At 74.1% G+C, this 24,647-nt stretch carries 28 protein-coding genes and 1 riboswitch; of the genes, 18 read left to right on the top strand and 10 right to left on the bottom strand.

Annotated features, from left to right (window positions below):
• Nucleotides 1–170: 170 nt before the first annotated feature.
• Genes uraD through BMW85_RS02435 form a run of 7 tightly spaced genes read left to right on the top strand, consistent with a single transcriptional unit; the run spans nt 171 to nt 4,800 of the window.
• Complete coding sequence (gene uraD, locus BMW85_RS02465; RefSeq protein ID WP_091076240.1) at nt 171–680, top strand: 2-oxo-4-hydroxy-4-carboxy-5-ureidoimidazoline decarboxylase; 510 nt, start codon at nt 171–173, stop codon at nt 678–680.
• On the top strand, nt 677–982 hold the full coding sequence (gene uraH / locus BMW85_RS02460) for a hydroxyisourate hydrolase (protein ID WP_091076238.1): 306 nt from the start codon (nt 677–679) through the stop codon (nt 980–982). The genes uraD and uraH overlap by 4 nt, the downstream gene beginning before the upstream one ends.
• On the top strand, nt 982–1,842 hold the full coding sequence (gene pucL / locus BMW85_RS02455; protein ID WP_091076236.1) for a factor-independent urate hydroxylase: 861 nt from the start codon (nt 982–984) through the stop codon (nt 1,840–1,842). The genes uraH and pucL overlap by 1 nt, the downstream gene beginning before the upstream one ends.
• 5 nt (nt 1,843–1,847) lie before the next feature.
• Nucleotides 1,848–2,711, top strand: coding sequence for an FAD binding domain-containing protein (locus BMW85_RS02450; RefSeq protein ID WP_091076233.1), 864 nt, complete (start codon nt 1,848–1,850; stop codon nt 2,709–2,711).
• The gene (locus BMW85_RS02445) at nt 2,711–3,184 is read left to right on the top strand and encodes a (2Fe-2S)-binding protein (protein ID WP_091076231.1); all 474 of its coding nucleotides are present in this window, start codon (nt 2,711–2,713) and stop codon (nt 3,182–3,184) included. The genes BMW85_RS02450 and BMW85_RS02445 overlap by 1 nt, the downstream gene beginning before the upstream one ends.
• On the top strand, nt 3,181–4,560 hold the full coding sequence (locus BMW85_RS02440) for an 8-oxoguanine deaminase (protein ID WP_177240456.1): 1,380 nt from the start codon (nt 3,181–3,183) through the stop codon (nt 4,558–4,560). The genes BMW85_RS02445 and BMW85_RS02440 overlap by 4 nt, the downstream gene beginning before the upstream one ends.
• 27 nt (nt 4,561–4,587) lie before the next feature.
• Nucleotides 4,588–4,800 (top strand): EF-hand domain-containing protein, encoded by a 213-nt coding sequence (locus tag BMW85_RS02435; RefSeq protein ID WP_091076228.1) that lies wholly within the window; start codon nt 4,588–4,590, stop codon nt 4,798–4,800.
• 14 nt (nt 4,801–4,814) lie between these two features.
• Here the strand turns inward: BMW85_RS02435 and BMW85_RS02430 are convergent, their stop codons facing one another.
• Nucleotides 4,815–5,966: a winged helix DNA-binding domain-containing protein gene (locus tag BMW85_RS02430; protein WP_245774565.1), complete on the bottom strand. Its 1,152-nt coding sequence runs from the start codon at nt 5,964–5,966 to the stop codon at nt 4,815–4,817.
• 170 nt (nt 5,967–6,136) lie between these two features.
• Here BMW85_RS02430 and BMW85_RS02425 point away from each other — a divergent pair, with 170 nt between their 5' ends.
• The 3 genes from BMW85_RS02425 to alc are packed head-to-tail and all read left to right on the top strand — an operon-like array spanning nt 6,137 to nt 9,554.
• On the top strand, nt 6,137–7,282 hold the full coding sequence (locus BMW85_RS02425) for a glycerate kinase (RefSeq protein ID WP_245774564.1): 1,146 nt from the start codon (nt 6,137–6,139) through the stop codon (nt 7,280–7,282).
• Nucleotides 7,279–8,598, top strand: coding sequence for an allantoinase AllB (gene allB, locus BMW85_RS02420; RefSeq protein ID WP_091076223.1), 1,320 nt, complete (start codon nt 7,279–7,281; stop codon nt 8,596–8,598). Before BMW85_RS02425 ends, allB begins: the two co-directional genes overlap by 4 nt.
• Nucleotides 8,595–9,554 carry an allantoicase gene (alc, locus tag BMW85_RS02415; protein WP_091076220.1) on the top strand — a complete coding sequence of 320 codons (960 nt, stop codon included), beginning with the start codon at nt 8,595–8,597 and terminating at the stop codon, nt 9,552–9,554. The genes allB and alc overlap by 4 nt, the downstream gene beginning before the upstream one ends.
• 55 nt (nt 9,555–9,609) lie before the next feature.
• On the opposite strand, the gene BMW85_RS02410 is transcribed toward alc, so the two are convergent.
• The 4 genes from BMW85_RS02410 to BMW85_RS02395 all read right to left on the bottom strand — a co-directional run bounded on the left by BMW85_RS02410 (nt 9,610) and on the right by BMW85_RS02395 (nt 13,949).
• Nucleotides 9,610–11,685: a Stk1 family PASTA domain-containing Ser/Thr kinase gene (locus BMW85_RS02410; RefSeq protein WP_091076217.1), complete on the bottom strand. Its 2,076-nt coding sequence runs from the start codon at nt 11,683–11,685 to the stop codon at nt 9,610–9,612.
• A 158-nt stretch (nt 11,686–11,843) separates the two neighbouring features.
• Entirely contained in the window at nt 11,844–12,599 is a 756-nt protein-coding gene (locus tag BMW85_RS02405) for a thiazole synthase (RefSeq protein WP_091076215.1), read from the bottom strand.
• Entirely contained in the window at nt 12,592–12,792 is a 201-nt protein-coding gene (gene thiS / locus BMW85_RS02400) for a sulfur carrier protein ThiS (protein WP_091076213.1), read from the bottom strand. Before thiS ends, BMW85_RS02405 begins: the two co-directional genes overlap by 8 nt.
• Nucleotides 12,789–13,949, bottom strand: a complete 1,161-nt coding sequence (locus tag BMW85_RS02395; RefSeq protein ID WP_091076210.1) for an FAD-dependent oxidoreductase — start codon at nt 13,947–13,949, stop codon at nt 12,789–12,791. The genes thiS and BMW85_RS02395 overlap by 4 nt, the downstream gene beginning before the upstream one ends.
• A riboswitch (TPP riboswitch) is annotated at nt 13,937–14,053 on the bottom strand. (Overlaps the previous gene by 13 nt.)
• A gap of 81 nt (nt 14,054–14,134) precedes the next feature.
• Between BMW85_RS02395 and BMW85_RS02390 the strand changes: the two genes are divergently transcribed.
• From BMW85_RS02390 to thiE, 3 genes are read left to right on the top strand one after another with little or no spacing between them, the layout of a single operon-like run.
• Nucleotides 14,135–15,298, top strand: coding sequence for an NAD(P)/FAD-dependent oxidoreductase (locus BMW85_RS02390; protein WP_245774563.1), 1,164 nt, complete (start codon nt 14,135–14,137; stop codon nt 15,296–15,298).
• Nucleotides 15,299–15,328: 30 nt separating this feature from the next.
• A complete protein-coding gene (locus BMW85_RS02385) occupies nt 15,329–15,706 on the top strand; it encodes an Rv2175c family DNA-binding protein (protein ID WP_091076205.1) in 378 nt (125 codons plus the stop codon).
• A complete protein-coding gene (gene thiE / locus BMW85_RS02380; RefSeq protein ID WP_091076203.1) occupies nt 15,684–16,325 on the top strand; it encodes a thiamine phosphate synthase in 642 nt (213 codons plus the stop codon). The genes BMW85_RS02385 and thiE overlap by 23 nt, the downstream gene beginning before the upstream one ends.
• A 79-nt stretch (nt 16,326–16,404) precedes the next feature.
• Here thiE and BMW85_RS02375 read toward each other — a convergent pair whose 3' ends face one another.
• Nucleotides 16,405–17,472 carry a polyprenyl synthetase family protein gene (locus BMW85_RS02375; RefSeq protein WP_177240455.1) on the bottom strand — a complete coding sequence of 356 codons (1,068 nt, stop codon included), beginning with the start codon at nt 17,470–17,472 and terminating at the stop codon, nt 16,405–16,407.
• A gap of 105 nt (nt 17,473–17,577) precedes the next feature.
• Between BMW85_RS02375 and metF the strand changes: the two genes are divergently transcribed.
• Complete coding sequence (gene metF, locus BMW85_RS02370; RefSeq protein ID WP_091076201.1) at nt 17,578–18,498, top strand: methylenetetrahydrofolate reductase [NAD(P)H]; 921 nt, start codon at nt 17,578–17,580, stop codon at nt 18,496–18,498.
• A 125-nt stretch (nt 18,499–18,623) separates the two neighbouring features.
• Here the strand turns inward: metF and BMW85_RS02365 are convergent, their stop codons facing one another.
• Together BMW85_RS02365 and BMW85_RS02360 are read right to left on the bottom strand one after the other, a co-directional pair.
• Nucleotides 18,624–19,199 carry a GNAT family N-acetyltransferase gene (locus tag BMW85_RS02365; protein ID WP_091076199.1) on the bottom strand — a complete coding sequence of 192 codons (576 nt, stop codon included), beginning with the start codon at nt 19,197–19,199 and terminating at the stop codon, nt 18,624–18,626.
• Between the two features lie 9 nt (nt 19,200–19,208).
• Entirely contained in the window at nt 19,209–19,685 is a 477-nt protein-coding gene (locus BMW85_RS02360) for a YbaK/EbsC family protein (RefSeq protein ID WP_091076197.1), read from the bottom strand.
• Nucleotides 19,686–19,782: 97 nt separating this feature from the next.
• On the opposite strand from BMW85_RS02360, the gene BMW85_RS02355 reads away from it, so the two are divergent.
• On the top strand, nt 19,783–20,601 hold the full coding sequence (locus BMW85_RS02355; protein WP_245774562.1) for a L,D-transpeptidase family protein: 819 nt from the start codon (nt 19,783–19,785) through the stop codon (nt 20,599–20,601).
• 7 nt (nt 20,602–20,608) lie between these two features.
• On the opposite strand, the gene BMW85_RS02350 is transcribed toward BMW85_RS02355, so the two are convergent.
• Both BMW85_RS02350 and BMW85_RS51785 read right to left on the bottom strand, forming a co-directional pair.
• The gene (locus tag BMW85_RS02350; protein WP_091076192.1) at nt 20,609–21,160 is read right to left on the bottom strand and encodes a hypothetical protein; all 552 of its coding nucleotides are present in this window, start codon (nt 21,158–21,160) and stop codon (nt 20,609–20,611) included.
• 25 nt (nt 21,161–21,185) lie between these two features.
• Complete coding sequence (locus BMW85_RS51785; RefSeq protein WP_091077150.1) at nt 21,186–21,869, bottom strand: TetR/AcrR family transcriptional regulator; 684 nt, start codon at nt 21,867–21,869, stop codon at nt 21,186–21,188.
• Nucleotides 21,870–21,965: 96 nt separating this feature from the next.
• Here BMW85_RS51785 and BMW85_RS02340 point away from each other — a divergent pair, with 96 nt between their 5' ends.
• The 3 genes from BMW85_RS02340 to BMW85_RS02330 all read left to right on the top strand — a co-directional run bounded on the left by BMW85_RS02340 (nt 21,966) and on the right by BMW85_RS02330 (nt 24,247).
• Complete coding sequence (locus BMW85_RS02340) at nt 21,966–23,156, top strand: cytochrome P450 (RefSeq protein WP_091076189.1); 1,191 nt, start codon at nt 21,966–21,968, stop codon at nt 23,154–23,156.
• An 11-nt stretch (nt 23,157–23,167) separates the two neighbouring features.
• Nucleotides 23,168–23,359, top strand: coding sequence for a ferredoxin (locus BMW85_RS02335; RefSeq protein WP_091076186.1), 192 nt, complete (start codon nt 23,168–23,170; stop codon nt 23,357–23,359).
• A 441-nt stretch (nt 23,360–23,800) separates the two neighbouring features.
• A complete protein-coding gene (locus BMW85_RS02330; protein ID WP_091077147.1) occupies nt 23,801–24,247 on the top strand; it encodes an SAV_6107 family HEPN domain-containing protein in 447 nt (148 codons plus the stop codon).
• Nucleotides 24,248–24,647: the final 400 nt, after the last annotated feature.

Here is a 24,647-nt window from a genome sequence, read left to right as displayed (position 1 = left end):
CCTCAGTTTAGGCGCACCGCGCGCCGCCCAGATCCGCCGCGACCTGCGCAGAGTCCGTGTCGCCCGGTGAGCGGGTTGGAGCATGACACGAAAAGCGGGCCGCACCGGGGGCGGGAGTTGGGAGTTCTCGCGGATGGACCGGGCACGAAGGGCCTGTGTGTACTTCTCACATGCCCGCAACGCTCAGCGCGCTCGCCGCGTTCAACGCCGCCCCGGCGGGACAGGCCGAGGAGGAGCTGCGCGCCTGCTGCGCCTCGACGGCCTTCGCCGCGCGCGTGGCGGCGGGCCGGCCGTACGGCGACCTCGCCGGCCTGCTGGCCGCGGCCGAGGCGGCGGCCGGCGCGCTGGCCTGGCCGGACGTGCTGGAGGCGCTGGCCGCCCACCCCAGGATCGGGGAGCGGCCCGCCGGCGCGGGGCGGGAGGCGGCCTGGTCGCGGCAGGAGCAGTCCGGCGTCGGGGACGACCTGCGTGCGGCGCTCGCCGAGGGCAACCGGGCCTACGAGGCCCGCTTCGGGCACGTCTACCTGGTGTGCGCCACCGGCCTCGGCGGGGCCGAGCTGCTGGCGAGGCTGCGCGAGCGGCTGGGCAACGACGAGGAGCGCGAGCGCGCGGCCGTACGCGGCGAGCTGGCGAAGATCACCCGGTTGCGGCTGGTCAAGCTGATGGGAGGAGGGGAGTGAGCTTCTCGACGCACGTGCTCGACGCGGTCGCCGGGCGGCCGGCCGCCGGGGTGCGGGTGCGCCTGGAGGACGCCGGCGGGCGGGTCCTGGCCGAGGGCCGCACCGACGGCGACGGCCGGATCAAGGGATGGGACACCGCGGGCGCGGGCGTGCACCGGGTCGTCTTCGACACTGCCGGCTACCTCGCCGAGACCTTCTACCCCGAGGTCGTCATCGCCTTCACCGTCACCGACCCCGCGCAGCACCACCACGTGCCGCTGCTGCTCAGCCCCTACGCCTACTCCACCTACCGAGGAAGCTGATGACCGTCAAGCTCGGCCACAACCGCTACGGCAAGGCGGGCGTCAGGCTCGTCCGGGTCGTCCGTGAAGGGCCCGTCCACCACCTCAAGGATCTCAACGTCGCCACCGCGCTCTCCGGCGACATGGAGGCCGTGCACCTGACCGGCGACAACGCCGCCGTGCTGCCGACCGACAGCCAGAAGAACACCGTTCAAGCCTTCGCGCGCAAGCACGGTGTCGGCGAGATCGAGGAGTTCGCGCTGCTGCTGGCCCGGCACTTCGTCGGCGCGGGGCGGGCGGTGCACCACGCGCGGGTGGAGATCGAGGAGTACGGCTGGCGGCGCGGCGGCCCGCACTCGTTCGTACGGGACGGCGGCGAGGTGCGCACCTGCGTCGTCCACCACGACCGCGACGGCCGCACCACGGTGGTGTCAGGGCTCAAGGACCTGGTGCTGCTCAACACCACCGGCTCGGAGTTCCACGGGTTCGCCGTGGACGAGTACACCACCCTCCAGCCCACCACCGACCGCATCCTGGCCACGGCCGTGACCGCCCGCTGGCGGCACCTCGGCGAGAGCGGCGACCACGCGGCCTCGTACGAGCGGGCCCGCAGCTGCCTGCTGGAGGCGTTCGCCGGCACCCACAGCCTGTCGCTCCAGCAGACCCTGTACGCGATGGGCGAGCGCGTCCTGACCTCCTGTCCCGAGCTGTGCGAGGTGCGGCTCGCCCTGCCCAACAGGCACCACTTCCTGGTGGACCTGTCGCCGTTCGGCCTGGACAACGACAACGAGGTCTACCACGCCGCCGACCGGCCGTACGGGCTCATCGAGGGCGGCGTGCTGCGCGAGGACGCGCCCGACGCCGGATTCGCCTGGGAGTAGCGACGATGGACTTCTTGCGGCCCACGACGTGGGCGGAGGCGCTGGCAGCCAAGGCGGACCAGCCGGAGGCGGTGCCGCTCCAGGGCGGCACCGACGTCATGGTGGAGATCAACTTCGCGGTGCGCAGGCCGCCCGCGCTGCTCGACCTGACGCGGGTGGCCGAGCTGCGGGAGTGGTCCGTGGGCGGGGGCGAGTGCCGGATCGGGGCCGGGGTGCCGTACCGGGTGGTCGTCGAGGAGCTGGGCGGCGTCGTGCCGGGGCTGGCGCAGGCGGCCCGTACGGTCGGCTCGCCGCAGATCCGCAACCGCGGCACGGTGGGCGGCAACCTCGGCGCGGCCTCGCCCGCCGGCGACAGCCATCCGCCGCTGCTGGCCGCCGGGGCGGTGATCGAGGTGGAGTCGCGGGACGGGGGCGTGCGGACGATCCCCGCCGCGGAGTTCTACCTCGGCGTCAAGCGCAGCGCCCTGCGGCCGGACGAGCTGATCAGGGCCGTGCGCGTGCCGAGCGCGCCGGGCCCTCAATACTTCTCCAAGGTCGGCACCCGCAACGCCATGGTGATCGCGGTGTGCTCGTTCGCGGTCGCGCTCGACCCCGCGCGGCGGCGGGTGGGCACCGGCATCGGCTCGGCCGCACCCACCCCGCGCCGGGCCGAGGAGGCCGAGGACCTGATGGCCCGCGAGCTCGACTGGGACGGCCCCACGCTCGATCCGGCGCTGGTCGAGCGGTTCGGGCGGCTGTGCGCGCGGGCCGCCGCGCCGATCGACGACGTGCGCGGCACCGCCGCCTACCGCCTGCGCGCCCTCGACGTCATGGCCCGCCGCACGCTGACCTGGGCCTGGAACGACCACCGCGGAAGGAGGGCGGCCTGATGCGCGTCACGTTCACCGTGAACGGCCGCGAGGAGAGCGCCGACGGCGTGTGGGAGGGCGAGAGCCTGCTGTACGTGCTGCGCGAGCGGCTCGGCCTCCCCGGCTCCAAGAACGCCTGCGAGCAGGGCGAGTGCGGCTCGTGCACCGTCTACCTGGACGGCGAGCCGGTCTGCTCCTGCCTGGTCGCCGCCGGGCAGGCCGAGGGCCGGCGGGTGCGCACCGTGGAGGGCCTGGCCGAGGGGGACAGGCTCGACCCGGTGCAGGAGGCGTTCGTCGAGTGCGGGGCCGTGCAGTGCGGCTTCTGCACGCCGGGCCTGCTCGTGCAGGCGCACGACCTGCTGGAACGCCTGCCGGACCCGTCCGACGCGGAGATCCGCGAGGCGCTGGCGGGCAACCTGTGCCGGTGCACCGGCTACGAGAAGATCCTCGACGCGGTGCGCCTGGCCGCCACCAAGAAAGGGGCCGCCGGATGAGCCTGATCATCGAGAACGTGCACCTCGCGCCGGTCGCCGGGCCCGAGATCGCCGGGGGCTGGCTGAGGATCGAGGGCGACAGGATCGCCGGGCTGGGCCCCGGCCCCGCCCCCGACGCGCCTGGCGCGGAACGCCTCGACGGCACGGGCTGCCTGGCCACCCCCGGGCTGGTCAACACCCACCACCACCTGTACCAGTGGGCCTCCCAGGGGCTCGCGCAGGACGCCACCCTGTTCGAGTGGCTGGTGGCGCTCTACCGGGTGTGGGCCGCCATGGACGCCGAGATCGTCAGAGGTGCCTCGGCGGCCGGGCTCGGCTGGCTGGCGCTGTCCGGCTGCACCACCTCCAGCGACCACCACTACCTGTTCCCGAAGGGGCGGGGCGACCTGTTCGCGGCCGGGATCGAGGCGGCGCGCGAGGTCGGGCTCCGCTTCCATCCCGCACGGGGCTCCATGGACAGGGGCGAGTCGCGCGGCGGCCTGCCGCCGGACGAGGTGGTCGAGGACCTGGACGAGATCCTCGACGCCACCGCCGAGGCCGTGGACGCCTACCACGACCCGTCGCCCTCCTCGATGCTGCGGGTGGCGGTCGCGCCGTGCTCGCCGTTCTCGGCCAGCGGCGAGCTGATGACGCAGTCGGCCGCCCTGGCGCGGGACAAGGGCGTACGCCTGCACACGCATCTCGCCGAGACCGTGGACGAGGACGAGCACTGCCTGGAGCAGTTCGGCCTGCGGCCCGTGGACTACATGGACAAGCTGGGCTGGCTCGGGCCGGACGTGTGGCTCGCGCACGCGGTGCACCTCAGCGACGCCGACATCGCCAAACTCGCCGTCACCGGCACCGGCGCCGCCCACTGCCCGTCCTCCAACGGGCGGCTCGGGGCGGGCGTCGCCCGCGTCTCGGAGATGCTGCGGCGCGGCGTGAACGTCGGCCTCGGCGTGGACGGCTCCGCCTCCTCCGAGCTGACGCCGCTGGCCGGCGAGATGCGCCAGGCCCTGCTGTTCCAGCGTGCCCGCTACGGCCCGCGGGCGCTGACCGCCCGCCAGGCGCTGGAGCTGGCCACCCTGGGCGGAGCGCGCAACCTCGGCCGCGAGGGCGAGCTGGGCACGCTGGAGCCCGGCAAGCTCGCCGACGTCGCCCTGTGGCGGGTGGACGGGCCGTACACGGCAGCGGTCGCCGACCCGGTCTGCGCGCTGGTGTTCGGGCCCGCGCTGCCGCTCGTCCGGCTGCTGGTCGGCGGGCGTACGGTGGTCGCCGACGGCGAGCTCAGGACCGCCTCGCAGGACGCGCTCGGGCGGGCCGGGGCCGAGGCGGGGCGCAGGCTGCTCGAACGCGCCGAACAGCGCGGGGTGACCGTTAAGGTGGGGATGTCCTGATCGCACCTCCCCCCGGAAGGCGGCCCCGTGACGGCGGAACTCCCCGAACAGCGGCTGGCGCGGCTCAAGAGCACCTTCGCCGCGATCGACACCGACGGCGACGGCTACATCAGCGAGAGCGAGCTGAAGCAGCACTTCCCCGACCTGCCGGCCGAGGCGCTGGCGGCGCTGAGCCAGAGCGCGGACTCCGACCAGGACGGCCGCTACTCCCTGGAGGAGTTCATCCGCACGGTCTCCTGACCGCTCACGGGAGGCTACGGGGCCGAGAGCTCGCGCTCCAGCGGAGTGCGGAAGCGCGGGGTGACGCGGACCTCGCCGAGCCAGGCGGCCAGCGCGGCCGCCTGGGCCTCGACCGCCGCCCGCCCTTCCGCGCCCACGTCCGCGAGCAGCCGCCACACGATCTCGCCGTCCGGCCACTGCGCCCAGCCGCCCGCCACGCGCCCGTCCCACCACACTGTCGGGCCGATGTTGCCGTTGCGGTCGAACAGCTCGGCCCGGTGCCCGTCGGTGAGGTACCAGTCGCGCGCCTGCCATCCCATCGGCGTCGGATCCAACGCCGGCAGCAGCGCCGCCCACGGCTCCGGCTCCGGCACCTCCTCCAGGTCGTCCGGCAGCACCAGACCGGGCCCTTCGTCCAGCTCCACCTCGACCGCGCCGGCCGCCGACAGGGCCGCGCGCGTCTCGGTCAGCGTCCAGCCGGTCCACCACTTCAGATCGGCCTCCGTGGCCGGGCCGAACGCCGCCAGCCACCGGCGCGCCAGCTCCGCCCGCGCCTCCGGCGCCGCCATGCTGGGCAGCTCGGGGGCGAGGCCCCACAGGTGCCGGCCGTTCACCCACGTGCCGCCCGCGCGGCGGCCGCGTACCAGCAGGCCGTCCATCGCCATCAGCGGCACCAGCCGCGAGCCCAGGCTGACCAGCGCCTCGTACGGCTTGCCCGCCGCCAGCACCGCCTGCTCGCGCAGCTCCGGCACCAGCGTCCCCAGCCTGGCCGCGTCCGCCTCCCCGTGCTCGGCCAGCGCCCGCAGCACCGCGGCCTCGGCCGCCGCGACGCGGGCCTCGTCCCAGCCGTCCGCGCCGAAGACCTTCATCAGCGCGCGCCGCTCCCTGCGGGCGACCGGCGCCATCGTGGACCAGTGCACCACCGGCACCAGCTCGGCCGGCACCGCGAACACCGTCCGCCGCATGCCGGTCATGCGCACCAGCGTGCGGTCGTCGTAGATGGCCCGCTCCACCGGCTCGGGACCGGGCGCGGCGAGCCGTGCCCCCGCCGACAGGAACACGCTCGACGGGTCGCTGCCGTGCAGCGCCACCACGGACGCCGCCACCTCCTCCGGCGTGGCCGCCTTGACCGCGAGCCGATGCCGCAGGCCGAGCCGCGCCCGCCGCTGCCCGGCCGAGATCCGCACCCGGGAACCGTGCACAACGCCCCTCTCGTCGCAAGGCCGTCGTGGGGGACACGACGCCTTGGTGTCAGGATGATGAGGCACGCCTTCCTGCCCGCTCGCACCGGGCAGGAAGGCGTGTCCGGCCATTGTTCATCATCATGTGGGAGTTGGTAGTGGTTCAGCATGTTCTGGTGGCTCCGGACAAGTTCAAGGGGTCGCTGACGGCGGCAGAGGTGGCGGCGCGGGTGACGGCGGGGCTCGGCGTGCCCACGGTCGAGCTGCCGGTGGCCGACGGCGGCGACGGCACCGTGGACGCCGCTGTGGCCTGCGGGTTCGACCGCGTCACGATCGAGGTCACCGGCCCGACGGGTGAGCGCGTCACGGCCTCGTACGCCTGGCACCCCGGCGACGCCACGGCCGTGGTCGAGCTGGCCGAGGCGTCCGGGCTGCGCCGGCTGCCGGACGGGCCCGAGCCCCTGACCGCCACCAGCCACGGCACCGGCGAGCTGGTCGCGCACGCGGTACGCCACGGCGCCAGGCGCGTCGTGCTCGGGCTCGGCGGCAGCGCGTGCACCGACGGCGGCGCGGGGATGGCGCAGGCCCTCGGCGCCCGCCTGCTGGACGCCGAGGGCCGCGAGCTGCCCAGGGGCGGGGCGGCGCTGCGCGCGCTGGACCGCATCGACCTGTCCGGCTTCCCCGACCTCACGGGGGTCTCGTTCGTGGTCGCGAGCGACGTGGACAACCCGCTGCTCGGCCCGCACGGCGCCGCCGCCGTGTACGGCCCCCAGAAGGGCGCCACGCCCGACGACGTGAAGGTCCTGGAGTCGGGGCTGACCCGGCTGGCCGCCGTGGCGACCCGTACGCACGGGCTGATGGGCGCGGTCGAGCACGACGACATCGTCCGGGCCATGGGAGTGGCCGGCGCGCCGGGGGCGGGCGCGGCCGGCGGCGTCGGCTTCGCGGCGCTGGCGTTCCTGCACGCCGAGATCCGCCCCGGCATCGACCACCTGCTCGGGCTGCTCGGCTTCGGCGCGCACGCCGCGGACGCCCGGCTGGTGATCACCGGCGAGGGCTCGCTCGACGAGCAGTCGCTGCGCGGCAAGGCCCCCATCGGGGTCGCGCAGGCCGCGGCCAGGGCCGGCGTGCCCGTCGTCGCCGTCTGCGGGCGGCGCACGCTCTCCGACGCCGAGCTCAAGGCGGCCGGCATCGAGGCCGCCTACGCCCTCACCGACCTGGAGCCCGACCCGGCGCGCTGCATGGCGGAGGCCGGCCCCCTGCTGGAACGTCTGGCCGCCAGGATCGCCGCCGACCGCCGCCTCGCGGAGGGGACGCCATGACGCCGCCGCTCGACCTCGTGGTCCGCTCCCGCAGGACCGTCACGCCGGAGGGGGAGCGGCCCGCCGCGGTGGCCGTACGGGGGGAGCGGATCGAGGCCCTGCATCCCTACGACGCGCCGCTCGCCGCCGCCGAGGACGTCGACCTGCGCGACCTCGCGCTGCTGCCCGGCCTGGTGGACACACACGTCCACGTGAACGAGCCAGGCCGTACGCACTGGGAGGGGTTCGCCTCGGCGACCAGGGCGGCGGCCGCGGGCGGCGTCACGACGATCGTCGACATGCCGCTCAACTCGCTGCCGCCCACGACCGACGTGGCCGCGCTGGAGGCCAAGCTGGCCGCGGCGCGCGGGCAGTGCCACGTGGACGTCGGGTTCTGGGGCGGGGCGGTGCCGGGCAACGTCAAGGAGCTGGGCCCGCTGCACGAGCGCGGCGTGCTCGGCTTCAAGTGCTTCATGTCGCCGTCGGGGGTGGCGGAGTTCCCGCCGCTCGCGGGCGGCGACCTGCGGCGGGCGCTGGAGGAGGTGGCCGGGTTCGGCGGGCTCATGGTGGTCCACGCCGAGGACCCGGCGCTGCTGGCGGAGCCGGGCGGGCCGACGTACCCGGAGTTCCTGGCCTCGCGGCCGGAGGCGGCCGAACGCGGCGCCGTCCGCCGGCTCGTGGAGCTGGCCAGGGAGACCGGCGCGCGGGTGCACGTCCTGCACGTCTCCAGCGCCGCCTGCCTCGACGTGCTGGCGGCGGCCCGCGCCGACGGCCTGCCGGTCACCGCGGAGACCTGCCCGCACTACCTGACGCTGGAGGCCGAACGGGTGCCCGAGGGCGCGACCGCGTTCAAGTGCTGCCCGCCGATCCGCTCGGCGGCCAACCGCGACCTGCTGTGGGAAGGGCTGGCCGAGGGGACGCTGAGCTGCGTGGTGTCGGACCACTCGCCGTCCACCGCCGACCTCAAGGTGCCCGACTTCGCCGCCGCCTGGGGCGGGATCGCCTCGCTGCAGCTCGGCCTGTCCGCCGTGTGGACGGAGGCGGCCCGCCGGGGGCACCGGCTCGCCGACGTGGCGCGCTGGATGGCCGCCGCCCCGGCCGCGCTGGCCGGGATCCCCGGCAAGGGCGCGATCGCGCCGGGCAACGACGCCGACCTCGTCGCCTTCGACCCGGCCGCCGACCACGCCGTGGACGCCGCCCGCCTGCACCACAAGAACCCCGTCACCCCCTACCACGGGCAGGTGCTCAAGGGCGCGGTGCTGACCACCTGGCTACGCGGCCGGCCCGTGGACGGCGAGCCGCACGGGAAATTCCTCCTGAGAGAGAGCACCGGATGACCCGCTTCACCACGCTGCCCGACCTCGCCCTGCGCACCCTCGGCGGGGCGGTCGTCGCCGCCAGCGACGAGTCGTTCGCCGAGAAGGAGAGCCTCGTCCGGCCGGGACGTCCCGGCTTCCGCCCCGGGACCTTCGGGCACAAGGGCCAGGTGTACGACGGCTGGGAGACCCGCCGCCGGCGCGCGCCCGGCCACGACTGGGCGCTGGTCCGGCTCGGCGTGCCGGGCGTGATCCGCGGCGTGGCGATCGACACCGCCTGGTTCAAGGGCAACTACCCGCCGTACGCGACCGTCGAGGCCGCCCGCGTCGAGGGCCACCCGTCGCCCGGCGAGCTGGCGGCGGCCTCGTGGACGGAGATCGTGCCCCGGGCCGCGCTGAAGGGCGACGCCGAGCACCACTTCGAGGTCACGGGCGAGCTCCACGCCACCCACGTACGGCTCAACATCTTCCCCGACGGCGGCGTCGCCCGGCTCCGCGTGCACGGCGAGCCCCGCCCCGACCTGTCCGTGTACGACGGCCTCGGCCTCGACCTGGCCGCCCTCGCCAACGGCGGCATCGTCACCGGCTGCTCCGACGACTTCTACTCCGCCCCCCACAACGTCATCGCCCCCGGCCTGGCCCGCCATCAGGCGGAGGGCTGGGAGACCGCGCGGCGGCGGGACGACGGCAACGACTGGCTGGTCATCCGGCTGGCCGGGCGCGGCGTGCCCAGGCTGGCCGAGATCGACACCACGAACCTGCTCTTCAACGCCCCCGCCGCGGTCGCCCTCACCGGTTTCGACGGCGAGCCCGGCACGGCCGCGCCCGTGGAGCTGCTGCCGCGTACCCGCCTGCAGCCGGACACCCCGCACCGCTTCCGCCTGGCGGCGGCCACGCCGGTCACCCACGTGCGCGTGGACATCCACCCGGACGGCGGCCTGGCGAGGGTCCGCCTCCACGGACACCTGACGCCCTGACCCGCCGGCCGGGGGTCACCGCCAGAGGCCGAGGGTCACCGCCAGAGGCCGAGGGTCACTGCCAGAGGTGGACGGTGGCGCCGGCCGGGCGCTCGCTGTTGGGGAGCGGGCGCTGGAACTGGACCACGCCGCGGTTGCCGAGCCGGTGGACCTGCACCTTGAAGCCCTGCGCCTCCAGATCGCGGCGGGCGTCGTTGACGTTCTTGCCGATCACCTGCGGGACGATGGCGAGCTGCTGGTCGTCGCGGGCCTGGGTGTCGCCCTGGCCGAACCACTGCCAGAAGTCGGTCTGGCAGCGCGCCACCGTGACCATGACCTGCGCGCCCCCGTCGACCTCGGACTTGGCCTTCGGCACCTGGGCGATGACGGTGCACGGCTCGGCGTCGTCGTCCACCTCCTGGACCTGCACCTGGAAGCCCTGCTGGCCGAGGTAGGCGGCGGCCTCGTCCTTCGGCATGCCGGCGACGTCGGGCATCAGCAGGCCGGCGCTGACGAAGATGTCGACCCGCGCGCCCTCCTTGACCTTCTCGCCCACCTGTGGCGAGGAGCGGATCACCTTGTCGCGTTCGACCTGCGTGTTGGGCAGGCGCTTCACCGAGCCCGGGGTGAGCCCTTCCTTGGCGAGCGCGGCGCGGGCGTCGTTGCCGGTCATGCCGGTGACGTTGGGCACGACCACGCGCTTGGGGCCGAGCGAGGGCGTCAGCGTGATCGTGCTGCCCCGCTCGACCTCGGTGCCGGCGACCGGCTCGGTGGCCAGCACCAGGCCCTCGGCGGTCTTCTCCGAGTACTGGCCCGGAGCCGTCTTGACCTTGAATCCGCCGTTGACCGCGCTCTGCTCGGCCAGCACCATGTTCCTGCCGACCAGGCTGGGCACCTGGATGTAGTCGGGCTGGGCGAAGAACCACCCGGTCAGCCCGATGGCCGCGACCATGACGCCGGCCAGCGCCACCAGGAACCAGTTGGGCCGGAACCCGCGCCGCCGCGCCGGCCCGGGCACCTCGACGCGCGGCTGGATGAGCGTGTGCGCGGGGGCGTCCTGCGGCATCGAGGGGGCCGCGTGCACGGCGGTGCGGTCGTTGGGCTGCGACGGCGGCTGCGGGCGGAACTGCGCCCCTGACCCGCCCATCGGGCCGGACAGCGCCCCCGACATGGCCCCTGACCCTGCCCCCGGCGCGGGCAGAGCGCCTGAACCGGCCATCGCGCCCGAGCCGGGGAACGGCACCGGGCCGGAGCCCGGCGCCCGTCCGTACGGCTGCGCCTGCGGCGTCGGCGGGATCGTGGTGCGCGGCAGCATGCGGTGCGCGTCGACCGCCGCCACCAGCAGGGCCGTGGCGTCCTTGGGCCGGTCGTTCGGCTCGCGCGCGGTCGCCTGGCCCACCAGCGTGTCGATCAGCGGCGGCACGTCGGGCGCCAGCGCGGAAGGCGGCGGCACCGTGTCGTGGACGTGCCGGTAGGCGACCGACATCGGCGTCTCGCCGTCGTAGGGCTGCTGCCCGGTCACCAGCTCGAACAGCATGATGCCGGCCGCGTAGACGTCGCTGCGCACGTCGGCCGCGCCCGTGAGCACCTGCTCAGGGGCCATGTAGCCGATGGTGCCGATCATCACGCCGGTGCGCGTCTGGTTGGTCGCCTCGATGGCCTTGGCCAGGCCGAAGTCCACGACCTTGACCCGCCCGTCGTCGGTCATCAGGACGTTCTCGGGCTTGACGTCGCGGTGCACCATGCCGGCCTGATGGGCGGCGCCGAGGGCGGCCAGCACCGGGATCAGGATCTCCAGCGCCTCGCGGGCGGGCAGCCTGCCGCGCTCGCGCAGGACGTCGCGGAGCGTGCGGCCCGGCACGTACTCCATCGACAGGTAGACGACGTCGCTGTCGGTGCCCTGGTCGAAGACGTGCACGACGTTGGGATGGGAGAGACTGGCCACCGACTTCGCCTCGCCGATGAACCTCCGGACGAACGCCGGGTCGTCGGCCAGCGAGCGGTGCATGACCTTCAGCGCGACGGTCCGGTCCAGCCGGACGTCGAGCGCCAGGTAGACGGTCGCCATACCGCCCCGGGCGATCCGGCTCTCGATGCGATAGCGCCCATCGAGGAGCCGCCCGACCAGAGGGTCCGCAGTCGTCGTATCCACCCCGCAGAGTTTACGGGCGTTTTGGCACCGGCAGGGCCCGACCGCCCGAAACCGATGCCGAGCCGTGCCCCCTGCGACGCGCCGGAGCCCCGCGAGCCCCGGCGCGTCCCACGCGTCTCCCGTGTCCGGCCACGCGTCGCCCGTGTCCGGTCGGTCGGTCAGGGCGTCATGGGTGAGGACGCCTCGGCGTAGCGGCGGCGTGGGATGCGCCCGGCCTGCCGGGCCAGCCGCCCGGCCGTCACCGCCGCCTTCATGGCCGAAGCCATCACGTCGGGCCGCTGGGCGCGGGTGACCGCCGTCGCCAGCAGCACCGCGTCGCAGCCGAGCTCCATCGCCAGCGCGGCGTCGCTGGCCGTGCCGATCCCCGCGTCGAGGATCACCGGCACCGACGCCGCCTCCACGATCAGCTCGATGTTGTGCGGGTTGCGGATGCCGAGGCCCGACCCGATCGGCGCGCCCAGGGGCATCACCGCCGCGCAGCCCGCCTGCTCCAGCCGCCGGGCCAGCGCCGGGTCGTCACCGATGTACGGAAGCACCACGAACCCGTCGGCCACCAGCCGCTCGGCCGCGTCGAAGGTCTCGATGGGGTCCGGCAGCAGCGTCCGCTCGTCGGCGATGACCTCCAGCTTGACCCAGTTCGTGCCGAGGGCCTCCCTGGCCAGCCGGGCCGTCAGCACGGCGTCGCCCGCGGTGAAGCAGCCGGCCGTGTTGGGCAGCACCTTGATGTCGCGCTCGCGCAGCACGTCGAGCACCGAACCGCGGGAGCGCGGGTCGAGCCGCCGCATGGCCACCGTGGTCAGCTCGGTGCCGGAGGCCGCCAGCGCCTGGTCGAGCACCTCCAGCGAGGGGGCGCCGCCGGTGCCCATGATGAGCCGGGAGGAGAACTTCTCCCCGGCGATGATCAGATCATCCACCCTGCACCGCCGTCAGCACCTCCACGCGGTCGCGCTCGCGCAGCGCCGTGGTCTCCCAGGCGCCGCGCGTGACCACCTCGTCGTTGACCGCCACCGCGACCCCGGTGGTCGTCGCGGTCAGGGCCCGTACGGCCTGCGCCACGGTCGTGCCGTCGGCGACCTCGTGCGTGGCCCCGTTGATCTGCACCATCATGCGATCTCTCCAAATCTCGCCGGCGAGCACAACGCCGCCAGCCCGCCCTCCTCGCCGCCCGCCTCCCCGGCCACCAGGGCGGCCGTGAGAGGCGCGAGCAGCACGCCGCCCCGGTGGTGTCCGGTGGCGAGCACCAGCCCGTCGCCGGCCGGCCCGACGATCGGAACGTTGTCCGGCGTGCCGGGGCGCAGGCCCGCGACCACGTCGGCCAGCTCCAGCTCGGTCACGCCGGGCACCAGCTCCCTGGCGTCGCGCAGCAGCTCGTACAGGCCGCCGGCGGTCACCCGGGTGTCGAAGCCCAGCTCCTCCTGGGTCGCGCCGACCACCAGCTCGCCGTCGCCCCGGGGGACGAGGTAGACGGGGGAGCCGTGCACGGAGCCGCGTACGCACCGGGTCAGCAGCGGTTGCGGCGAACGCAGGCGCAGGATCTGCCCCTTGACCGGCCGCACCGGCACCCCGGCCAGGGCGGCGCTCCAAGCCCCGGCCGCCAGCACCACCGTCGTCGCGGCCAGCTCGGCACCCCCCTCCAGCCGCACACCCGTGACCCGGCCCGCCGGCCCGCCCTCGCGCAGCAGCCCGGCGGCCGGGCCCTCCGGATCGTCCTCGCGCAGCAGCCCGGTGACCCGGGCGCGGACGAGCGGCACGTGCCGCCGTTCCAGCGCGGTCAGCAGCGCCGCCGTCACCCGGCGCGGGTCCACCCAGGCGTCACCGGCGGCGAGCAGTCCGCCGCGCACCGACGGCGCCAGCATCGGCTCCAGGCGGCGGCACTCGCGCCCGGTCAGCCGCTCCACCGGGAGCCCCAGCTTGTCCATGAACGCGGCCAGCTCGTCCAGCGCCGCGAGGTCGTCGGCCCCGAACGCCACGTCGAGCGTGCCCTCCGCGCGCAGGTCCACCCCGTGCGCCCCCTCGGGCAGCCCCGCGTCGGCGGCCAGCTCGGCGGCGAAGGCCGGCCAGCGGCGCAGCGACGCCAGGCCCAGCCGCAGCAGCGGCTCCTCGGTGTAGGTCACCTCGCTGACCGGCGCCAGCATGCCCGCCGCCGCGTGCGAGGCCCCGCCCGCGGGGTCGGGATCGACCACGGTGACCGGTCGCCCCGCCCGCGCCAGCCGCCACGCGACGGACAGCCCGACGACCCCGCCGCCGACGATGACCTCCACCATGCGCTCCCTTCGCCGGCATGATCCGGATCAGGTGTCTTGCGGTCGAAGGCCCGAGGCAGCCTTCCTCTCAGCCCGGTCACGGCCGGACTCCCGCGCGTCTACGCCCCCAAGCCTACGACCTCGCAGGAGGCGCCAGGCACGCCCCCCTTGGCCGCCGGGCCCCGTACCCGTCTATGGTCTTGGTCGTGGACCATGTCGTGGTGGTGGGAGCGGGCCTGGCCGGCGTACGCACGGTCGAGGCGCTGCGCGGGCGCGGATTCGGCGGCACGATCACCCTCGTCGGGCGGGAACGTCACCGCCCCTACGACCGGCCGCCCCTGACCAAGAGCGTGCTGCTCGGCGAGTCCGACACCACGTTCGTCGACACCGACCTCGCCGCGCTGCGGGTCGCCTTCCGTCCCGGCGTGTCCGCCACCGCGCTGCGGCCGGGCGCCGTCGAGACCACCGAGGGCGAGCTGCGCTACGACGGCCTGGTCATCGCCACCGGCGCCGACCCGGTCCGGCTGCCCGGCGACGGCCCCCAGCACGTCCTGCGCACCCTCGACGACGCGCACGAGCTGCGCGCCGCGCTCGTGCCCGGCGCCCGTGTCGTGGTCGCCGGCGCGGGCTGGGTGGGGGCCGAGGTGGCCACGGCCGCCCGCCGCGCCGGCTGCGCGGTCACCGTGGTCGAGGCCGGTCCCGCGCCGCTCGCCACCGCGGTCGGCCCGGAGATCGGCGCCCGCACCGAACGCTGGTACGACGGCGTCGACCTGCGTCTCGGCTCCATGGTCCACTCCGTCGAGGAGGGCGGCGTCGAGCTGGTCGGCGGCGAGTTCCTGGACGCGCACGTGGTCGTCGCCGGCATCGGCGTGCGCCCGGCGGTCCAGTGGCTGGCCGACGCCGACCTCGACCTGCACAACGGCGTCGTCGTGGACGAGCACCTGCGCGCCTCGCTGCCCGGCACTGTCGCGGTGGGCGACTGCGCCGCCTGGTGGTCGCGCCGTTTCCAGGACCGCCTGCGGGTCGAGCACTGGGACACCGCGCTCAACGCCCCCGAGGTCGCCGCCGCGAGCCTGCTCGGCGAGGACGCCGTCTACGACCCGGTGCCGTACTTCTGGTCGGAGCAGTTCGGGCACATGGTCCAGTACGCCGGCCACCACCCCGCGGGCGAGCGCCTGCTCTACCGCGGCGGCTCCGAGGGCAAGTGGTCGGCCGTCTGGCTGAGAGGCGATGACTCCCTCGCCGCGGTGTTCGCCGTCGACCGGCCCAGAGACCTCGTCCAGGGCCGCCGCATCATCGGCGCGGGTTCCCGGCTGGACGCGGAACGCCTGGTAGATCCAGACGTCCCCCTACGGGATTGTGTTGTTTGAGCAAGCACGGCATGTGGTAGTTGTGGTTCCGTGACGCTTTCTGTTGCACAGATCGACCGGGAGACCGACCAGCTCGTCAGCGAGTGGCTCACGCTCCCCGAAGTGGCCAAGCGCCTGGATCTCCCGATCGGGCGGGCCAAGCAACTCCTCAAGGATCACAAGCTCCTCGGCGTGCGCCGGGAGGGCAGCGGGTCCCCGCAGGTGCCTGCGGTGTTCCTCGACGGGAAGGACGTGATGAAGGGCCTGCCGGGCACCCTGACCGTGCTGCAGGACGCCGGCTACGACGACGCCGAGTCCCTGCGCTGGCTCTTCACCCCAGACGACTCGCTGCCAGGCTCGCCCATCGAGGCGATCAGGGCCGGCCGTCACACCGAGGTCAAGCGGCGTGCCCAGGCCCTTGCTTTCTGACGCCCGCCTCTATCTCTGCACCGGCGGCCGCCGCGACCGCGGCGACCTCGCGCAGTTCCTCGACACGGTGCTGGCCAACGGCGTGGACATCGTCCAGCTGCGGGAGAAGGGACTGGAGGCCCGCGAAGAACTCGCCCTCCTCGAGGTCTTCCGCGACGCCTGCGACCGGCACGGCAAGCTGCTGGCGGTCAACGACCGGGCCGACATCGCCTACGCCGCCCGCCCCGATGTGCTCCACCTGGGGCAGGACGACCTTCCCACGACGGTCGCGCGAGAGATACTCGGCGACGACATCGTCATCGGACGGTCCACCCACTCCGCTGCCGAGGCCTCCGCCGCGGCCGTGGAGGAGGGCGTCGACTACTTCTGCTGCGGGCCGATCTGGCCCACGCCGACCAAGCCGGGCCGCCCGGCCCCCGGCCCGTCGCTGCTGCGGCACGCGGCGTCGCTGGGCGAGGCGCGGCCGTGGTTCGGCATCGGCGGCATCGACCTCGGCAACCTTGACGAGGTCATGTCGTACGGCGTGCGCCGGGTCGTCGTCGTGCGCGCCATCACCGAGGCCGACGATCCGGGCGCGGCGGCGGCGGAGTTCGCCAAGCGCCTGGCCGCGGCGGCCTGACCCATCCACCCGACCCTCGCGCCGCCCCGCCTCCCGGCGGGGCGGCGCTCGCATGTCCGGCGCCATCATGCGCGGCCGGTCAGGTGGTGCGGGACGTGGCGGCGATCGCCAGCTCCTTCAGCGCCGTCCGCGCCTCCTCGGTGACCGGGGCCCGGTCGAGCGCGGCCAGCGCCTCGCCGAGGTAGTCGCCGATGAGCTCCTCGCACGCGCTCAGCGCGCCGGTGCCCTCGATGACGCCGCGCAGCGTGGCGACGCCGTCCTCGTCGAGGCCGGGATCGCCGAGCAGGCGCCGTACGGTCGCGGCCTCGCCGGGGGAGGCGGCCGAGAGTGTGCGGGCCACGAGCATGGTGCGCTTGCCCTCCCGCAGGTCGTCGCCCGCGGGCTTGCCGGTCTGCGCCGGGTCGCCGAAGACGCCGAGGATGTCGTCGCGGAGCTGGAAGGCGATGCCGACCCGCCGCCCGTAGCCGGTGCACAGCTCGTCCATCCAGGGCGCGAGCTCGCGGGCGGCCAGCGCGAGGCCGAGCCGCAGCGGCTGCTCGACCGAGTATTTGCCGCTCTTGTAGAGCGCCACCCGCAGCGCCGAGTCGAAGGTGTTCTCGCCGTGGGCCTGCTCCAGCAGGTCGAGGTATTGGCCGCACATCAGCTCGGTGCGCATGTGGTCGTGCACGGGCTGGGCCGCCTCCAGCGACTCGGGGGGCAGCCCGCTGGTGCGCCACATCTCGCCCGACCAGATCAGCAGCAGGTTGCCCAGCAGGATCGCGGCGCCCTCGCCGAACTGCGCGGCCGAGCCGTGCCAGCTCTCCTTCTCGTGCAGCGACTCGAAGCGGCGGTGCGCCGCCGGCATGCCCCGGCGCAGGTCGCTCTTGTCCATCACGTCGTCGTGCACGAGCGCGCTGGCCTGCAGCAGCTCAAGGGAGGCGGCGGCGGTGAAGATGCCGGGGCCGTCCGCGCCGCCCGCGCCGCGCCACCCCCAGTAGCAGAACGCGGGCCGCAGCCGCTTGCCGCCGGCCAGCAGGTCCTCGGCGGCCGTGCGGAGCGGCTGGAAGTCGGGGTCACCGGAGGCGGGGAGCTGGCGTTCGACGAAGGCGCCCAGGGCACGCTCAACCCGCGTGCGCAGGACGTCCATGCTCGCGGCGTCAGTGGTCATGACACCGAGACTAGTGGCCGGTGCGAGCGCTTCCGATCGGGGCGCGCGAGAGCCGTCGGATCCGCCGCCTCGGCGGGCCACCCCGCTGCCTGTAACCTGTGGGGCATGGCGCTTGGTCGACCCTCCGTCCTGCCGGGACGTGTCCCCACCGTCCGCGACATGCTCGCCTCCGGCAAACACACGTTCTCGTTCGAGTTCTTCCCGCCGAAGACCGACGAGGGCGAGCGGCAGCTGTGGAAGGCGATCAGGGAGCTGGAGTCGCTGCGGCCGACGTTCGTGTCGGTGACCTACGGCGCCGGTGGCTCCACCCGTGACCGCACGGTCGACATCGTCGAGCGCATCGCGCACGACACGACGCTGACCCCCGTGGCCCACTTCACCGCGGTCAACCACTCCGTACGCGAGCTGCGCCACCTGGTGGGGCGGTTCGCCGACGCCGGGGTGCGCAACATCCTGGCCGTGCGCGGCGACCCGCCCGGCGACCCGACGGGCGAGTGGGTGCGGCATCCCGAGGGCGTGCTCTACGCCGAGGAGCTCGTACGCCTGGTCCGGCAGGCGGGTGACTTCTGCGTGGGGGTGGCGGCGTTCCCGTACAAACATCCGCGCTCGGAGTCCATCGAGTCCGACACCGACCACTTCGTCCGCAAGTGCCGGGCCGGGGCCGACTACGCGATCACCCAGATGTTCTTCCAGGCCGACGACTACCTGCGCCTGCGCGACAGGGTGGCGGCCCAGGGCTGCGACACGCCGATCATCCCGTGCATCATGCCGGTCACCCAGATGAGCACGATCGCGCGTTCGGAGCAGTTGTCGGGGGCGCCGTTCCCGCCGGACGTGGCGGCGCGCTTCGAGGCGGTCAAGGACGATCCCGCGGCGGTGCGGCGGCTCGGCATCGACCACGGCGCCGAGCTGTGCCAGCGGCTGCTGGACGAGGGCGCGCCGGGCATCCACTTCATCACCTTCAACCGCTCCAGCGCCTCCCGCGAGGTGTTCCAGCGCCTGGAGCCGGCCACCCTGCGCGGTTGAGCGGGCCGTCATCCGCCCGCAGGGGGATCGGGCGGATGACGGCAGGGTAACCGGATCGGTCGGTAAAGGGTCGGTCACTTTCCGTGATGGTTCATGCCCCAGGTCATGACGCGGCAAACCACGGTTCAGCGCAGGGGGAGCGGGCGGCCCGCGACGGCGTACTCCTCGTAGCCGCCGGGGAAGACGAACCCGGAGAGCAGGTCGACGAAGCCGAGGCTCGCGTAGAGGTGGCGGGCGGCGGTCGGCCGGTCGTGGGTGGACAGCACGACCGATCGTTCGGGGCGGCCCGCGCAGAGCGTCCTGATCATCGCGCGGCCGATGCCCTTGCCCTGGTAGTCGGGGTGCACGTGGACCTCGGCCAGCTCGAAGGCGTGGCCCAGCCAGGCGTGGGCGGCCTCGGGCCCGGACTGCTCGGTGAGCGCCCGCAGCACGACGTCGTGCCACCACTGGCCGGGCGCGCCGCGGAAACCGTAGGCGAAGCCGACGACGTACGGTTTCTCGCGGTTGCCCGACGAAAGGGATGAATCGCGCAATTCTGCGAAATAACACTGAAAATAGGGATATGTCGTGTGATTGCGCATGATGGTCTTGCGGCCGGCGATCTGGTCCGCGGGCGGGCGCATCGCGGCCGTGTAAATGCCGATCACCGTGTCCAGCCGTTCGGTGAACTCGGCCGGTCCCGCCCCGCGAAACTCGATCACCGTCGCACCCTACTCGACGTCCACCGCCACGCCGCCGGTGATCCGCACCAGCTCCTCGAACGTGGTCGGGAACACCGTCAGCGGATGCCCGCCCGCCGCCCACACCACCTCGTGCTTGCCCAGCCAGTTGTCCACCAGCGTGCGCACCGGCGCGGGATGCCCGACCGGGGCCACCCCGCCGATGGGCTGGCCGGTCGCCGCCCGGACGAACTCGGGGGTGGCCCGCCGTACCTTCGCCGCGCCCGCCGTACGGGCGATCAGGGCGGTGTCGACGCGGTGCGCGCCGCTCGTCAGCACCAGCAGCGGCTCGCCGTCGGCGTCGAAGATCAGGCTGTTGGCGATGGCGCCGACCTCGCAGCCGAGCTGCGCCGCCGCCGTGGCCGCCGTGGGCGCCTTCTCCGGCAGCACGATGACCTCGCCGTCCGCGCCCAGCTCGCGCAGGGCGGACTGCACCACGACGGCGTTTGGTGGCAACTTCTGAGACATGGGGACACTCTAAACAGGTTGACCGCTTCATTACCCGTTCATGGTGACTGGTGTAGGGTCCTGTGATCCGTTGTCCTCGGCATGAGAGGTGGTACGGGTGGGAGTTTCGCGACTGCCGGGAATGGCGGCCCTGCTGACAGCCGGAGCCGTCGCGCTCGCGGGATGCGGCACGGCGGTGCCCAGCCTGCCCGCGCGGGACCTCGCCGCCCCCGCGACGGCGGTCGCGCCCGCGGGCGCGCAGGCCGGTCCCGCGACCACCGCCCCCGTCGCCGCCCCGCGCAAGACGTTGAGACTGGGCGCCAAGGGCAAGGCCGTCACCTGGGTGCAGCGGCGGCTCGCGGAGCTGGGCTACCGTCCCGGCAAGGCCGACGGCAGCTACGGCGGCACCACGCTGGCCGCCGTGTGGGCGTTCCAGAAGGTCAACGGCATCAAGCCGACCAGCACGATCGCCAAGCGCACCTGGGACGCGCTGGAGAGCCCCAGAGCCCCCAAGGTCCTGGTGCCCCGGGGACGGTCGACCCGCGCCGAGGTCAACCTGAGCAAGCAGATCATGGTGCTGTACGTCGGCGGGAAGCCCGAGCTGATCACGCACATCTCCTCCGGCAGCGGCGTCCCGTACTGCGAGACCGCCGTGTGGCAGGGCAAGGAGCAGCGCTTCTGCGGCTCGGCCACCACCCCCACCGGCGACTACCGGACCACCTGGCGCACCAGCGGCTGGCACAGGTCCTACCTCGGCGAGCTGTACAACCCGATCTTCTTCAACGGCGGCATCGCCTTCCACGGCGCGCTCTCCGTGCCGCTCTACCCGGCCTCGCACGGCTGCGTCCGGCTGCCGATGAACGTGGCCGAGGCGCTGCCCGGCATGCTGGGCAAGGGCGTGCCGGTGCACGTACGGGGCCGCTTCAGAGGGCTGTGAGCGGGCCTCACGACGCGGGGCGGGGCTCCTCCGCCCGCACCGGCGTGCGCGGGGCCACGGCGGGCCTGCGGCGGGCCGTCAGCGCCAGCCCCACGGCCTGCGCGAGCCCCGCCGCGGGCAGCAGGAAGGCCGTGGCCGGCTGCCAGGCGGGCAGGCCGGCGACGAAGTCGGCTGCCTGGTAGAGGCCGCCCAGGAGCCGCGGAGGGTTGACGAACGCCACCACGCAGCCCAGCGCGTACGGCACGATCAGGAAGCCCGACAGCACGAGCAGGAACGTCCGCCCCCGCCCGCCCCGCCCCAGCAGCGGCCCGATGACCAGGTAGGCCAGCGCGGTCACCCCGACCACCAGGGCGGTCACCGCCACCACCCGCCAGGCGTCCACGCCGAGCGAGGTCAGGCCGTCGGCGTCGATCCGGCCGCCCCGCCAGCCGGGGCCGCGCGCCTGCGCCTCGGCGGCCCGCCCGACGGCCGTCCGCCCGGCCAGCGCGTACGCCACCGCCAGCACCGGCCCCGACACCAGCAGCGCCACGCCGATCCGCCGCCCAAGGCCGCCCGCCATGCGCCCCCCTTCCGCCCGACCGGTCTCAGCTTGCCATCCCCGGCGGCTCCACCGGGACCCGGCCCGCGGCCCGAGTGGCGCCCTGGCGGGCCTCCGCCGGGGGCGTGTCGAGGGCGCGCAGCCCGTCCAGCGCCAGCTCGGCCGCGCGCCGGGCGGTCGTCTGGATGTCCTTCAGCGACCGGTCATGCCCGAGATGCGCCATCACGGCCAGCTTGACCGCCCCGAACAGCGCGCCCACAGCGGCCGCCGCCTCGACCTCGTCCAGCTCGTCCTGGCACGCCTGGCGCAGGGCCGCGGCCACCCTGAGCTGGCCGTCGTACATCAGCAGCAGCGCCCGCGCCCGCAGGGCGGGCTCGGCCATGATGAGCCGCATCCGCAGCTCGGCCTCCTCGAACGTCAGCGCCTCGTCCTCCAGCGCCCACCCGAACCCGGCCTCGACGAGCCGCAGCAGCAGTGCCCCGGCCGTCTCGCCGGGCCGGCGGCCGGCCAGCAGCGCCAGCGCGCGCTCCATGCGCTCCTCGCCGTCGTGGAAGAGCAGGTCGTCCTTGCCGCTGAAGTAGCTGAAGAACGTGCGGGTGGAGACCTCCGCCGTGGCCGCGATCTCCGCGAGCGTCGTGTCGGCGTAGCCCTTGCGCGCGAACAGCTGGAGCGCCGCGTCGATCAGCGCCCGGCGCGTGCGCTGTTTCTTGCGCTCCCGCAGTCCCGCCATGGCCGAACTGTACTGCATGCGAAGTTCTATTTCATTCATTGCAATTTTGCAATCATTGAGGTTTTCTGGGAGTACGTTCCGGAGAGGAGCCGAGGCATGTCCGATCTGACCCTTCCCATGGTCCGGCGGCGCCCGCTGGACCCACCCGACGAGCTCGGCGAGCTACGGCGCCAGGCTCCCGTGCACCGCCTGACCTTCGCCGACGGCCACCTGGGCTGGCTCGTCACGGGCTACGCCGCCGCCCGCGCGGTGCTGGCCGACCCGCGCTTCTCCAACCGGCCGGAGGGGATGCACCCGCCGCTCCCCGGCAGGATGGAGCTGGCCAAGCGGGAGGGCTTCCGGGTGCCGCCCGGCATGTTCCTGCGTACCGACCCGCCCGAGCACACCCGCTACCGCCGGCTGCTGACCGGGCAGTTCACGGTACGCAGGATGAAGACGCTGGAGCCGCGCATCGCCGAGATCACCGAGGAGCACCTGGACGCCATGGAGGCCGCGGGGCCGCCCGCCGACCTGGTGGAGGCGTTCGCGCTGCCCATCCCCTCGCTGGTGATCTGCGAGCTGCTCGGCGTCCCGTACGAGGACCGCACCCGCTTCCAGGAGGACGCCAGGGTCCTGTTCAACCTGGAGACCAAGGCCGAGGACGCGCTGGCCGCCGTGGGCAGCACCATGGCCTACCTGCACGACCTCATCCAGCGCAAGCGCGAGAAGCCGGACGACGACCTGCTGAGCGGTCTGATCGAGGGCGGCGAGCTGACCGACGAGGAGCTGACCGGGGTCGGGTTCCTGCTGCTCATCGCCGGGCACGAGACCACGGCCAACATGCTCGGGCTCGGGACGTACGCGCTGCTCACCAACCCCGCGCAGCTCGCCGCGCTCCGCGACGACCCCTCGATCGCCGAGACCGCCGTCGAGGAGCTGCTGCGCTACCTCACGATCATCCACCTGGGGCCGCTCAGGTGCGCCGTCGAGGACGTCGAGATCGAGGGCGTCCTCGTCAGGGCGGGGGAGACGGTCGCGATCAGCCTGCCCGCCGCCAACCGCGACCCGGAGCGCTTCCCCGGCGGCGACACCCTCGACGTCACCCGGCCCGCGACCGGCCATCTCACCTTCGGGCACGGCATCCACCAGTGCCTCGGCCAGCAGCTCGCACGGGCCGAGATGCGCATCGCCTACCCTGCGCTGCTGCGCCGTTTCCCTGGCCTACGCTTGGCCGTAACTCCGGAGGAGGTGCCGATGCGCTCGGACATGAGCATCTATGGAGTGCACCGCCTCCCTGTCACCTGGTAAAGGTCATCACCATGGAAATCAAGGCAGACACGACCGTGTGCATCGGGGCCGGCATGTGCGCGCTGACGGCGCCGGAGCTGTTCGACCAGAGCGAGGACGAGGGCACGGTGCTGGTCCTGCGGCGCGAGGTGCCCGCGGAGCAGGAGGACGCCGTGCGGCGGGCCGTCAACCTGTGTCCCTCGGGGGCCATCTCCGCCACCTGACGCCACCCGTCTCCCGCCCGCCTCCCGCCGGGGAGGGGGCCACGAGAAGCAGCCGCCGCCGCGACACGCCGTCGCGACGGCGGCTTTCCTGCTTCCGAGCTGCATTGCTCCAAGGTCATCGAACCTGTGTTCGTGGAACCGGTTGACATCAGAGGGTGATCGAAATTATGTTCGACCTAGTGACGGTGGGGCTCGCGGCTCAGCGTCACGCGGACCTGGTCGCGGGTGATCGCTTCCCCAAGCGCGACCCGCGGCCAGGCTCCACGGGCGAAGGCCACGTCCTCGTCGTCGGCGGAGACGAACGGGCGTGTCCTGGCCGGACGGGGAGAGGGGAAGCTCCTCGTCCGGCCGGCCCGGCGGAAATGTCGGTGGGGTCTGAGAGCGTTGACATCACCGGTGGAGATGCCGGCAGCCGCCCACGATTTCGAGGAGGCGCGCAAGATGGCACCAAGGCCGAGAGACACGCCCGGGCCCCGGTTGTCGCCCGCGGTCCGGGCACACCTGGCCGACGCACGTTCCAGCCTGGCGGAGGCGAGCGCCGCTCGCACCCCGGCTTCCCGATACGTGGCCGCGCACCTGGCGGCCCTGAGAGCGGCCGCGGCGATGCTCGCCGCCCGTCCCCGTCCCGGCGAGAGCCGCAGGCGCAAGCTGCGCAGCGCGTGGGATTTGCTGCCCGAGGCGGAGCCGCACCTGACCGAGTGGGCCGCCTACTTCTCGGTGACCGCGGCCAAGCGGGCCGCCGCGGAGGCCGGCATGACCAGCCGGATCAGCGCGGCCGACGCCGACGAGATCCTGGCCGAGGCCGACACGTTCGTGTCCACCGTCGAGGATCTGCTGGGGGTTCCCGTCCAGCCCCAACTACCACTGAACGTCCCCCTCGCCGGCTGACTACCTGATCCCGCCGCCGACGGTGACGGTGACGAGGGGACGCGTGGGACGGCCTGATCGCCAGGCCCGTCAGCGGTCCGGCGGATTCTTCCCGCACGCCCAGAACGCCCGCCCGGCCGCGCGCCACCCAGCCGCGCCCTGCCAATCCACCCCCCACCAACTCACGCCCTCGCGCACGCCAACTGACGCGCCCTCACACGCCAATTCACGCCCTCACATACGCTCGCCGGGCTTCCGCGGTTCGCGGGGCTCAGGGGGCTAGGGGGCTCGCGGGCTCACGGCGCTTGCGGTCTGCGGCGCTCCGGCGCTCACGGGGCTCACAGGGCTCACGGCCTGCGGCGCTAACGGGGCTTGCGGGGTGAGCGGTTCATGGTGCGGGGCCGGGAGGCGGGGGGCGGGT

Source organism: Nonomuraea wenchangensis (genome assembly GCF_900111685.1).
Taxonomy (GTDB): Bacteria; Actinomycetota; Actinomycetes; order Streptosporangiales; family Streptosporangiaceae; genus Nonomuraea; species Nonomuraea wenchangensis.
Note: the sequence above shows the minus strand (reverse complement) of the source record. Positions and strands in the feature narration are given on the sequence as shown.

Excerpts from the sequence above, each read along its gene's own strand:
- uraD (WP_091076240.1), top strand. The coding sequence starts at position 171 with ATGCCCGCAACGCTCAGCGCGCTCGCCGCGTTCAACGCCGCCCCGGCG.
- pucL (WP_091076236.1), top strand. The coding sequence starts at position 982 with ATGACCGTCAAGCTCGGCCACAACCGCTACGGCAAGGCGGGCGTCAGG.
- BMW85_RS02450 (WP_091076233.1), top strand. The coding sequence starts at position 1,848 with ATGGACTTCTTGCGGCCCACGACGTGGGCGGAGGCGCTGGCAGCCAAG.
- BMW85_RS02445 (WP_091076231.1), top strand. The coding sequence starts at position 2,711 with ATGCGCGTCACGTTCACCGTGAACGGCCGCGAGGAGAGCGCCGACGGC.
- BMW85_RS02440 (WP_177240456.1), top strand. The coding sequence starts at position 3,181 with ATGAGCCTGATCATCGAGAACGTGCACCTCGCGCCGGTCGCCGGGCCC.
- allB (WP_091076223.1), top strand. The coding sequence starts at position 7,279 with ATGACGCCGCCGCTCGACCTCGTGGTCCGCTCCCGCAGGACCGTCACG.
- alc (WP_091076220.1), top strand. The coding sequence starts at position 8,595 with ATGACCCGCTTCACCACGCTGCCCGACCTCGCCCTGCGCACCCTCGGC.
- thiS (WP_091076213.1), bottom strand. The coding sequence starts at position 12,792 with ATGATGGTGCAGATCAACGGGGCCACGCACGAGGTCGCCGACGGCACG.
- BMW85_RS02395 (WP_091076210.1), bottom strand. The coding sequence starts at position 13,949 with ATGGTGGAGGTCATCGTCGGCGGCGGGGTCGTCGGGCTGTCCGTCGCG.
- BMW85_RS02375 (WP_177240455.1), bottom strand. The coding sequence starts at position 17,472 with ATGACCACTGACGCCGCGAGCATGGACGTCCTGCGCACGCGGGTTGAG.
- metF (WP_091076201.1), top strand. The coding sequence starts at position 17,578 with ATGGCGCTTGGTCGACCCTCCGTCCTGCCGGGACGTGTCCCCACCGTC.
- BMW85_RS02360 (WP_091076197.1), bottom strand. The coding sequence starts at position 19,685 with ATGTCTCAGAAGTTGCCACCAAACGCCGTCGTGGTGCAGTCCGCCCTG.
- BMW85_RS02350 (WP_091076192.1), bottom strand. The coding sequence starts at position 21,160 with ATGGCGGGCGGCCTTGGGCGGCGGATCGGCGTGGCGCTGCTGGTGTCG.
- BMW85_RS51785 (WP_091077150.1), bottom strand. The coding sequence starts at position 21,869 with ATGGCGGGACTGCGGGAGCGCAAGAAACAGCGCACGCGCCGGGCGCTG.
- BMW85_RS02340 (WP_091076189.1), top strand. The coding sequence starts at position 21,966 with ATGTCCGATCTGACCCTTCCCATGGTCCGGCGGCGCCCGCTGGACCCA.
- BMW85_RS02335 (WP_091076186.1), top strand. The coding sequence starts at position 23,168 with ATGGAAATCAAGGCAGACACGACCGTGTGCATCGGGGCCGGCATGTGC.
- BMW85_RS02330 (WP_091077147.1), top strand. The coding sequence starts at position 23,801 with ATGGCACCAAGGCCGAGAGACACGCCCGGGCCCCGGTTGTCGCCCGCG.